The 8,941-nt window shown below is 68.0% G+C and carries 12 protein-coding genes, 2 tRNA genes and 1 other RNA gene; 6 read left to right on the top strand and 9 right to left on the bottom strand.

Features of this window, described 5'->3' with window-relative positions; all coding sequences use genetic code 11:
- Window positions 1-46: 46 nt before the first annotated feature.
- The 3 genes from CA984_RS08295 to upp form a co-directional block, all read right to left on the bottom strand.
- Entirely contained in the window at window positions 47-577 is a 531-nt protein-coding gene (locus CA984_RS08295) for a PH domain-containing protein (RefSeq protein WP_012895669.1), read from the bottom strand.
- 287 nt (window positions 578-864) lie between these two features.
- Window positions 865-1,095, bottom strand: coding sequence for a hypothetical protein (locus CA984_RS08300; protein ID WP_012895667.1), 231 nt, complete (start codon window positions 1,093-1,095; stop codon window positions 865-867).
- A 138-nt stretch (window positions 1,096-1,233) separates the two neighbouring features.
- Window positions 1,234-1,872 (bottom strand): uracil phosphoribosyltransferase, encoded by a 639-nt coding sequence (upp, locus tag CA984_RS08305; RefSeq protein ID WP_086569944.1) that lies wholly within the window; start codon window positions 1,870-1,872, stop codon window positions 1,234-1,236.
- 166 nt (window positions 1,873-2,038) lie between these two features.
- Between upp and CA984_RS08310 the strand changes: the two genes are divergently transcribed.
- The 4 genes from CA984_RS08310 (at window position 2,039) to CA984_RS08325 (ending at window position 3,631) form a co-directional block, all read left to right on the top strand.
- Complete coding sequence (locus CA984_RS08310) at window positions 2,039-2,548, top strand: tRNA adenosine deaminase-associated protein (RefSeq protein ID WP_207620785.1); 510 nt, start codon at window positions 2,039-2,041, stop codon at window positions 2,546-2,548.
- Window positions 2,549-2,564: 16 nt separating this feature from the next.
- A complete protein-coding gene (locus tag CA984_RS08315) occupies window positions 2,565-3,056 on the top strand; it encodes a tRNA adenosine deaminase-associated protein (protein WP_086569948.1) in 492 nt (163 codons plus the stop codon).
- A gap of 17 nt (window positions 3,057-3,073) precedes the next feature.
- Window positions 3,074-3,517, top strand: a complete 444-nt coding sequence (gene tadA / locus CA984_RS08320; protein ID WP_086569957.1) for a tRNA adenosine(34) deaminase TadA — start codon at window positions 3,074-3,076, stop codon at window positions 3,515-3,517.
- A gap of 24 nt (window positions 3,518-3,541) precedes the next feature.
- Window positions 3,542-3,631 (top strand) — tRNA-Ser (locus CA984_RS08325).
- A gap of 174 nt (window positions 3,632-3,805) precedes the next feature.
- Here the strand turns inward: CA984_RS08325 and CA984_RS08330 are convergent.
- The 6 genes from CA984_RS08330 to CA984_RS08355 all read right to left on the bottom strand — a co-directional run bounded on the left by CA984_RS08330 (window position 3,806) and on the right by CA984_RS08355 (window position 7,510).
- The gene (locus CA984_RS08330; RefSeq protein WP_086569950.1) at window positions 3,806-4,189 is read right to left on the bottom strand and encodes a hypothetical protein; all 384 of its coding nucleotides are present in this window, start codon (window positions 4,187-4,189) and stop codon (window positions 3,806-3,808) included.
- Window positions 4,186-4,419, bottom strand: coding sequence for a hypothetical protein (locus CA984_RS08335; RefSeq protein ID WP_031158300.1), 234 nt, complete (start codon window positions 4,417-4,419; stop codon window positions 4,186-4,188). Before CA984_RS08335 ends, CA984_RS08330 begins: the two co-directional genes overlap by 4 nt.
- A 181-nt stretch (window positions 4,420-4,600) precedes the next feature.
- Window positions 4,601-4,903 carry a type II toxin-antitoxin system VapB family antitoxin gene (locus CA984_RS08340; protein WP_012895662.1) on the bottom strand — a complete coding sequence of 101 codons (303 nt, stop codon included), beginning with the start codon at window positions 4,901-4,903 and terminating at the stop codon, window positions 4,601-4,603.
- Between the two features lie 70 nt (window positions 4,904-4,973).
- A complete protein-coding gene (gene ypfJ / locus CA984_RS08345; protein WP_086569952.1) occupies window positions 4,974-5,828 on the bottom strand; it encodes a KPN_02809 family neutral zinc metallopeptidase in 855 nt (284 codons plus the stop codon).
- Window positions 5,829-6,133: 305 nt separating this feature from the next.
- Window positions 6,134-7,291, bottom strand: coding sequence for a hypothetical protein (locus tag CA984_RS08350; RefSeq protein WP_086569955.1), 1,158 nt, complete (start codon window positions 7,289-7,291; stop codon window positions 6,134-6,136).
- A 130-nt stretch (window positions 7,292-7,421) separates the two neighbouring features.
- Window positions 7,422-7,510: transfer RNA gene (locus CA984_RS08355), tRNA-Ser, on the bottom strand.
- 83 nt (window positions 7,511-7,593) lie between these two features.
- Here CA984_RS08355 and ffs point away from each other — a divergent pair.
- Both ffs and CA984_RS08365 read left to right on the top strand, forming a co-directional pair.
- Window positions 7,594-7,689: signal recognition particle sRNA small type (gene ffs, locus CA984_RS08360), an RNA gene on the top strand.
- A 30-nt stretch (window positions 7,690-7,719) separates the two neighbouring features.
- Window positions 7,720-8,941: DNA polymerase III subunit gamma and tau (locus tag CA984_RS08365; RefSeq protein WP_133061574.1), on the top strand; the 1,222-nt coding region annotated here is incomplete at its 3' end.

Here is an 8,941-nt window from a genome sequence, read left to right on the forward strand (position 1 = left end):
TCAGACGGACTCTTCTCTAGCCTCATGCCATAAAGGACATGAGGGACTAATCATCCGAGTCGTTGCCTCCGGGGAACAGCATCTGGCAGACCTCAAGGTAGAGGGTCTCCGGATAGGGGATATAGGTCACCGTCGACAATGCCTGATCTTGACCGGCCGATTCCAGGACGAACTCGCCGTATCCCAGCATCCGGCCGAGCAGTGAGCGCTGGAAGCTCATGTCCGTCACCTTGCCGAGCGGCATCATCGCGACCTTGCGCGTGATGAGCCCCGTGGTGAGCAGCATGCGCTTGGACGTGACCACGAAGTAGTCGACCGACCACTCCGCCACCTTCCACACGAAGCGGATCAGCAGCAGGAGCCATGCCCACCAGACGATGACGAGCGCGCCGCCACCGCCCTGGTCGCCGAACCACTTGCTGAGCAGCCCGGCGAGAATCAGGCCGCCGAAGACCTCGGCGACAGGACGGAGCAGTACGGCTGGGTGGCGCCGCACCATGATGACCTGGTGTTCGTGGGGGAGTAGGTAGCGGTTGACCGACGAGGGAGCTGAGTCCCCGTGGGTCACAAGTCTCATGACAGATGGGAAACGAACTGGGCCAGGGAATTGGCCGCGGTGTATACCGTGTCCATGGCACCCCTCACTGCGTTCGCGGCGTCACCTGGTCGTGTGAACAGGAAAAACGCTACGAAGGCTGCCCCGCCATACGTTAGAACTTTCTTGACCTGCACTGCGGCCTCCTACTACCACTGACCCACTGCACCCGCCGTATACATTACCCACGCCATAGGCGAGGTAAAGCGCATCGGCCCATTACGGTCTCGGCCCGTCCCGAAGACCTGGTGGGACCGATGTGATGTCCGTCACCCGCGTTCGCTCGCGACCAGCGCGAGGACTTCGAGGTGTTTGCGGGCGATCCGCTCGACCAGCCCGGGATGGGCGTGGCCGGTGACCTCCAGCGCGCCGTAGTGCGCCGCCTCTATGCAGCGGGTCACGGTGGTCGCCGGGTGTACTTCGGAAAACTCATCCCGCAACGCGGCGCTGACGTCCTCGTAGGGATCCGGTTCCGGGTCCGGGATGATTCGCTCGCTCATGGTTCTCCCTGGTGTGCGCCCACCGCCGCCGTGGGCCGGGGACACAGAAGAGATGTCTTCGTCACTATCGGTACCCACATAAGCACACCGTGTAACGGAGAAACGGCGAAACGACCCTCCCTTGGGGAGGAAGATTACTTAGACGACACCGTAAAGCCGGTCGCCGGCGTCGCCGAGACCCGGAACGATGTAGCCGTGCTCGTTCAGCCGCTCGTCCAGAGCCGCGGTCACCAGGCGGATCGGCCTGTCGGTGCCGGCGAAGACCTCGTCCATGTGGGCGATGCCCTCGGGGGCGGCCAGCAGGCACAGCGCGGTCACGTCGTCGGCGCCGCGCTCGAAGAGGAACTCGATCGCCGCGGCCAGGGTGCCGCCGGTGGCCAGCATCGGGTCGACCACGTAGACCTGCCGGCCCGACAGGTCGTCGGGAAGCCGGGTGGCGTAGGTCTCCGCCTTCAGGGTCGACTCGTTACGGATCATCCCCAGGAAACCGACCTCGGCCGTCGGCAGCAGCCGGGTCATGCCGTCCAGCATGCCCAGGCCGGCGCGGAGAATGGGGACCACCAGCGGGTACGGCTGGGCCAGCCGCACGCCCCGGGCGGCGGCGACGGGGGTGTTCACCGTCACATCGGTGGTGCGGACCTGACGGGTCGCCTCGTAGGCGAGCAGCGTCACCAACTCGTCGGCGAGGCGCCGGAAAGTGGGCGAATCCGTGTTCACATCCCGCAGCACGGTCAGCTTGTGGGCCACCAGCGGGTGGTCAACGACCAGGGTCTCCATGGGCGCCAACGGTATCTCGGATGGCAGCTCAGGAGATAACGGACCACAGGCGCATGACATCGCCCGCTCACGTGGATTTGATCACAATTTGATCGGAGAGGCGTACGGTGATGGGCTGGTTCTGAAAGCATTGACATCCGTAGAGAACGCATCGGTGGGGATGGCCATGTCAGACGAAGACTCGCTGGACTTTGCCATCGTGGTCTATCGCGAGGACGACATCTGGGAAGCGGAGATGCTCCCGGTGGCGCTCACCTCGGATCTCGACGGCCTGATTCACGCTCTGCGCCAGCAGCCGAGCATGAACGGGACGATTGGCCTGGTCGCCGTGGGGGATGAGTTCTTCGTGGCGTTACGGGTGTTCGGTGAGCAGGTGGAGGTCTTCCTCTCCGACATCGCCGCGTCCTGGGACTTTCCGCTCGCGCAGCAGGCGCTGGAATACCTCGACGTGCCGGTCCCCGACGAGGACGAGCTTGAGGCGATCCTCCAGGACGAGGAGACGGCGCTCCCCGCCGGGGATCTGTCGATCTTCGCCGACCTGGGCCTCGACGAGATGGAGCTCGGCATCCTCTCCGGGGACATCGACCTGCTCCCCGAGGACGTGCTGTCCAGCATCGCCGCGCGGCTGGGATTCTCCGAGCCGTTCGAACGCGCCATCGACTCGGTGTTCGGCTGACCTCGGGAGATCGGCCATGGCCTCCAGACCATCCGGAAACAGCGTGTTCTCGGCAGCCTTCGTCCGCACCGCGGACGGATGGAACGGCGCGGAGGTCGATCTCAGCGCCGCCGAGATAGCCGACGACCTGGGCGACGCCGTCCAGGAGCATCTCGGGCTCAGCGGCGACGAGCTGGCCCTGCTCTGCGTGGAGGTGGAGGACGAGTGGTTCGCGATCGTCCGCTACCAGGGCGACCTGGAGCCACGCACGTTCCTGTCCGACGCCCATGCCGGGCTCTCCGACCAGCTCGGCGAGCTCTTCACCGAGCTGGCCGGGGTCGCGCCGGACAAGGACACCCCCGATCTGGGCGTACGGCCCGCGGGTGACTTCGAGCTCCTGAGCGACCTCGGGGTGAGTCCCGAGGAGCTCATCGAGCTCAGCATGGAGGAGGGCGTCCTCCCCGCGGACACGCTCTCGGTGATCGCCGAGCGGCTGGCCTTCGCGGAAGAGCTCGACCGGCTGCGGTGACGGACTACGTCCCGGAGATGCGGCTCGCCCTGGCGCAGGCCGCGGCGGCCGGTGCCCGCGGTGAGGTCCCGGTCGGCGCGGTCGTCCTCGGCCCGGACGGATCGGTGCTGGCGCGTGCCGGAAACGACCGGGAGTCCCTGAACGACCCCACCGCGCACGCCGAGGTCCTCGCCCTGCGGGAGGCCGCGCGGGCCCGCGGGGAGTGGCGGCTGACCGGCTGCACGCTGGTGGTCACGCTGGAGCCCTGCACGATGTGCGCGGGGGCCTCGGTGCTGGCCAGGGTCGACCGCATCGTCTACGGCGCCGTGGACGCCAAGGGCGGAGCCGCCGGCTCGCTCTGGGACGTGGTGCGGGACCGCCGTCTCAACCACCGGCCCGAGGTCGTCATGGGGGTGCTGGCCGAAGAGTGCGCCGGCGTTCTCACCGAGTTCTTCACCGTCCGCCGGATGCGCGAGCAATAGCGGTTATCCGGTAAGCTGCTCGGCGGTGGTGTCGCCTAGTGGCCGAGGGCGCACGCCTCGAAAGCGTGTGATGGGGCAACTCATCCGTGGGTTCAAATCCCACCACCACCGCCACCGAAAAGGCCTCCGGCCCCGTCGAACGGGGTGGAGGCCTTTCGCATGTCCACGCCTTCCGTGCGCCGGGGCCTCTCCACTGGGACGGGCGCCGCCGGACGCGGGAGAGGCGGAGCCCTCCACGGCCGGGCCTCTCACACGCCGGAGCGCCGGAGCACGGGCGCGCCCCGCGGGTCAGGCGGAACGCTCAAGCAGGTCCGTCCTCGACTCGGGCACGTCGAGCAGCATCGCGCTGTCCCGCTCCGACAGGCCCGCCTCCCGCAGCCGTACGGCGATGGCCCGGGCGCTCTCGTCCAGATGCGCGCGCTCCCGCCGGTAGGAGGTCAGCACGTCCTGGGGCAGACCGGGCAACTCGTAGACGTATTCGACGGAGACCGGTGTCTCCTTGGGAAGCCCGAGACAGAAGTGCTTCACCGCCTCCACCTCTTCGACCAGCTCGGCCAGGCTCTCGCCCGAAACGCTGCCCGGGGCGCCGACGGCGAGAGCCACCCACACGTCCTCACCGGTGTCGAGCGCTCTGCTGCGAGTGACCTTGAAGGTCAGGCGGTGGGCGGTCATTCCATCCAGTCCTTTCCGAAAAGGTGCTCCAGCTCTGTGGCCAGATGGGCCAGTGCTTCGAGTGTGACACCTCGGACCGGCACGGTGGCGCGCGCCATGACGATCTGATCGGTGTCGAGCAGGTGGAGCAGCCGCACCGACTTCGTGGTCTCGACCCAGTCGACCCGCAGACCGTGCCGATGGGCGAGCTCGTAGATCCGGTCGCGGACCTCCTGGTAGGTGCTCAGCACCCGGTCACGTTAGCGATGTCCGGACCACCCCAGGGGGCTTTTCAGATGATTTGATCACGCCGGCCGTGCCGATCACGTCGAGCGCGCTGCCGTACCGGCGGTGCCGGCCGCGGGGGCGCTCGTTCCCGCCACGGACGGCGGAAGGGCCCCCGGGATCACACCGGGGGCCCTTCCGCGGTCCTCAGCCCTCGGAGGGGAGTTCCAGGACGCGCGCGTGCAGGACCGAGCGCTGGTGCAGGGCCGAGCGCAGCGCGCGGTGCAGGCCGTCCTCAAGATAGAGATCACCGCGCCACTGCACCACGTGCGGGAACAGGTCGCCGTAGAACGTGGAGTCCTTCGCGAGCAGGGAGTGCAGGTCGAGCACCGCTTTGGTGGTGATCAGCGTGTCGAGCCGGACCTGTCGCGGCGGTATCTGCGCCCACTCGCGATGCGAGAGGCCGTGCTCGGGGTAGGGCCGTCCATCACCGATCAGCTTGAAGATCACACTATGTAGTTTAGGAGAGATTCGGACCCTTTGCCTTCGGGGCGGCTCTCATCGCAGGTCAGCGGCCTCTTCAGATGCCGCCGGCGAAGGTGTCGCACCGGTTGGGGTCGCCGCTCTCATAGCCGGTGGTGAACCACTTGACACGCTGCGCCGACGTTCCATGGGTGAAGCCGTCGGGGTCGACCCGGCCCTGGGTCCGCTCCTGGATGCTGTCGTCGCCCACGGCCGAGGCCGCGCTGAGCGCCTCGTCGATGTCCGTCTTGGTGAAGGGCTTCTCGAACAGGCCGGTCTCGTAGGCGTTCTTGGCCCAGGCGCCGGCGTAACAGTCGGCCTGAAGCTCCAGCCGGACCGAGCCGCTCTCGGGCCCCTGCCGGTCCCCCTCCGCCTTGGCGTTGGTGCCGAGCAGGTTCTGCACATGGTGGCCGTACTCGTGCCCGATGACGTAGGCCTGGGCGAACGGCCCGCCCTTGGCGCCGAACCTGCTCTCAAGCTGCTTGAAGAACGACAGGTCGAGGTAGACCGTACGGTCGGCCGGGCAGTAGAAGGGGCCGACCGAGGAGTCGGCCGCGCCGCAGGCGGTGTTGACCTGCTGGGAGAACATGACGGTCTTGGCCGGCTCGTAGTTCTGCACGACCTTGGGCCAGTAGTCCTGGATGCTGTTGACCACGCCGACCACCCGGCACTCCTCGTTCTGATCGGCGTCCTGCCCGGTCTTGCACTGGGCGCTCAGATCGGAGCGGGGGCCCACCGGGGCGGGGTCGCCACCGGTGATGTCTCCGGGGTTGATCCCGAATATCAGCGCCACGATGAGCGCGAGGATCCCCGCCGCACCGCCGCCGACCGCGAGCCCGCCGCCGGGAATCCCGCCCCGGCCGCGGCTCTCGACCTGCGAGCTGTCCAGCTGGGCATCGTCCTTGAAATCCATCGCCGACGTCCCTTCGATCCGCTAGGACCCTCCGACTGCCCTCAGAAGGGCTGGACATGCCGGTGGGTTCGGATACCCCCGGAGGAGACGTGGCAGGGCCCTGTGGCTCGCCGATCCGGTGGCCGGCGGCGGACCGCGTGTCCGGCACCGTCCCGCCCTGCCGGGCCCGGCCGAGCCCTGACGGCCCGGCGGACCCCTCCCCGTTGGCTGTCTCAGACATTCCCCGGACGGCTCCGTCTACGCCACGGCACGGCCCACGGCACGGCGACGGCTCCGAAGGCGGAGGACGTGGCCCTGGTCGCGGCCTAGCCGAACCTCTTTTCCGCTTCCTCGTACTTCAGGAGACGCTCCTGCTCCTGCTTCCGCGGCTCCCATCGATCCTCCTCGGTTCTGGAGTCGTTCATAAGCCTCTCATCAAGGTCCGGCCATAGCTCGTCAACCCTCTTGCGGGTCTCGGCGATGGTCTGGTCGGTGACGAGCAGACCGGGCAGGTTTTGCTCGATGCGCTTGGGCATGTCCTCGTAGACGGTCATGAACTCCCGGTTCGGTTCCTCGAGGAAGGCACGGGTCCGGCTGTCGGGGGTGCCACCGAAGTCCCAGAACTCGCGCCGGTCGCTGCGGTCCGGATCCGCCCCGCGGTCGAAGTTGTGCCTGCACCAGTCAAGGAGCTCCGCGTACCTGCTGGTCGCCGTGGCCAGGCCGGCCGCGACGACGGCCAGGGCGGTCGCGTTCCCGTAGATCTGCCGCAGCGCTGTCTGCGCGTTGTCCGCGGCCCCGCCACGCCACGGTGAATCCCGCAGGTCCTGTGCCCGGCTCTGCAGCGCCCTGGCCAGTTCGACCAGCGCGTCGGTGGCCTGTCTGTAGCGCGGGGAGTCGTCATGGAAGCGCTTGTCGGGAGAGAAGTCCTCCTTCGCCTTCTCCGCGGTCATGTGGCCGACGCTGTAGTCGACCCCCTCGGAAAGCCGCAGTGACAGACTGCTCTTGGGATAGTCCTCGCTCGGGGTGGTGAAGAGCCTGCTTCTGGGCGAGTCGCCCGGCAGCATCGCGGCGATCCGCTCCTCGAACCTGGACCTGGCGATGTCGCCGAGCAGCGGCTCTTCTACAAGATCATATCGCTGGGCGCAGTGCTCGATCAGTAGCCCGGCCATCGCCGTCTCCGCGTACAGATCCGCCGAGAAGTCGGAGAACGCGCGACCGGCATAGTAGAGCAGCTGGCCGATAGCCCCGGGTAAACGCCAGTTGAGCGACAAGTAGAAGTTATCGGGGTATCGGGCGAAATATTTTTCGTTGCCCGCGGAGGCGCTGAGTTTGACGAGGCCGAGGGAGGCCGCCCGTACGCCGGCACGGTCGATCTCATAGCCGTCGCTGTGCTCGTTTCCGAGGCCCGGCCAGTATTCGGGGGACTTGGGGACGGAGTCCCACTGGGACAACAGGTCGCTGGAAGTGGGGCCCGGATCACGCATGTCAGCCTCCGATGATCAAATTCGGATGATCACACTATGGATCCGTCGGATGTGGAGGCAACCATCGGACAAGGCCGGCTGGAACGCCGGAAGGGCCGTGCCGCAGGTCTGCGGCACGGCCCTTCCGGGTTGGCGGAGGATAGGAGATTCGAACTCCTGAGGGGTTGCCCCCAACACGCTTTCCAAGCGTGCGCCCTAGGCCAACTAGGCGAATCCTCCGTGGAGAAGCTTACCGAACTTTCAGGAGTGTGCGGACCATGTTTTCGGGACCCCGAGCACTCCGTTCAGGGGCTAGACTGTGCCAGGACCCCTCGCGCGGCGTCATCCTGTGAACCTCCCCAGGGCCGGAAGGCAGCAAGGATAAGCAGGCTCTGGCGGGTGTGCGAGGGGTCTCTTCGTTTCAGGCCCCTCGCAGGTGGGAGCGTCGCATGAGTCTTGCGCTCTACCGCAAGTACCGGCCCGGGACCTTCGCGGAGGTCAAGGGACAGGAGCATGTCACCGAGCCGCTGCGGCAGGCGCTGCGGAGTGGCCGGATCAACCACGCCTACCTGTTCAGCGGGCCCCGGGGATGCGGCAAGACCTCCAGCGCCCGGATCCTGGCCCGCTCCCTCAACTGTGAGAAGGGCCCGACCCCCGACCCGTGCGGGGAGTGCGAGTCCTGCGTGGCGCTGGCCCCCACCGGCCCCGGCCACCTCGACGTCATCGAGATCGACGCCGCCTCGCACGGTGGCGTGGACGACGCCCGCGACCTGCGCGAGCGGGCCTTCTTCGCGCCCGTGTCGGCGCGCTTCAAGATCTACATCATCGACGAGGCGCACATGGTGACCCGCGAGGGTTTCAACGCGCTGCTCAAGCTCGTCGAGGAGCCCCCTCCGCACCTGAAGTTCGTCTTCGCGACCACCGAGCCCGAGAAGGTCATCGGGACGATCAAGTCCCGGACCCACCACTACCCGTTCCGGCTGATCCCGCCCACGGCGCTGCGCACCCTCATGGAGGAGATCCTCACCTCCGAGAAGGTCCCGTTCGAGCCCGCCGCGCTGCCGCTGGTGGTCCGGGCGGGCGCCGGGTCGGCCCGTGACTCGCTGTCGATCCTCGACCAGCTGTTCGCCGGGTCGGACGAGGCGGGCATCACCTACGCCCGCGCGGTCTCCCTGCTGGGCTACACCGACGGCGACCTGCTCGACGACGTGATCACCGCCTTCGCCGCCCGCGACGGCGCGCAGGTGTTCCAGGCCGTGAACCGGGTGATCGAAGGGGGGCACGACCCCCGCCGGTTCGCCATGGACCTGCTGGAGCGCTTCCGCGATCTAGTGATCCTGGCCAACGTGCCGGAGGCGGCCGGCAGCGGACTGCTCGACAGGCCCGCCGACGAGCTGGAGCGGCTTCAGGCGCAGGCCGCCTCGATGGGGCCGGCCGAGCTGACCCGCGCCGCCGAGATCTTCAACGCGGGCCTGACCGAGATGCGCGGGGCGGCCTCGCCCCGGCTGCTGCTTGAGCTGATGTGCGCCAGGACGCTGCTCCCCGGAGCCGCCCAGGGCGAGGCCGCGCTGCTGAGCAGGCTGGAGCGGCTGGAGAGGGGCGGCGTCGCGCCGGCCCCGGCGGCCTACGCGGCACCGGCTCCGGTGATCCACGCGGCCCCCGCCCCGGCGG

It is taken from the genome of Streptosporangium minutum, assembly GCF_002149035.1.
GTDB classification, from domain to species: domain Bacteria; phylum Actinomycetota; class Actinomycetes; order Streptosporangiales; family Streptosporangiaceae; genus Streptosporangium; species Streptosporangium minutum.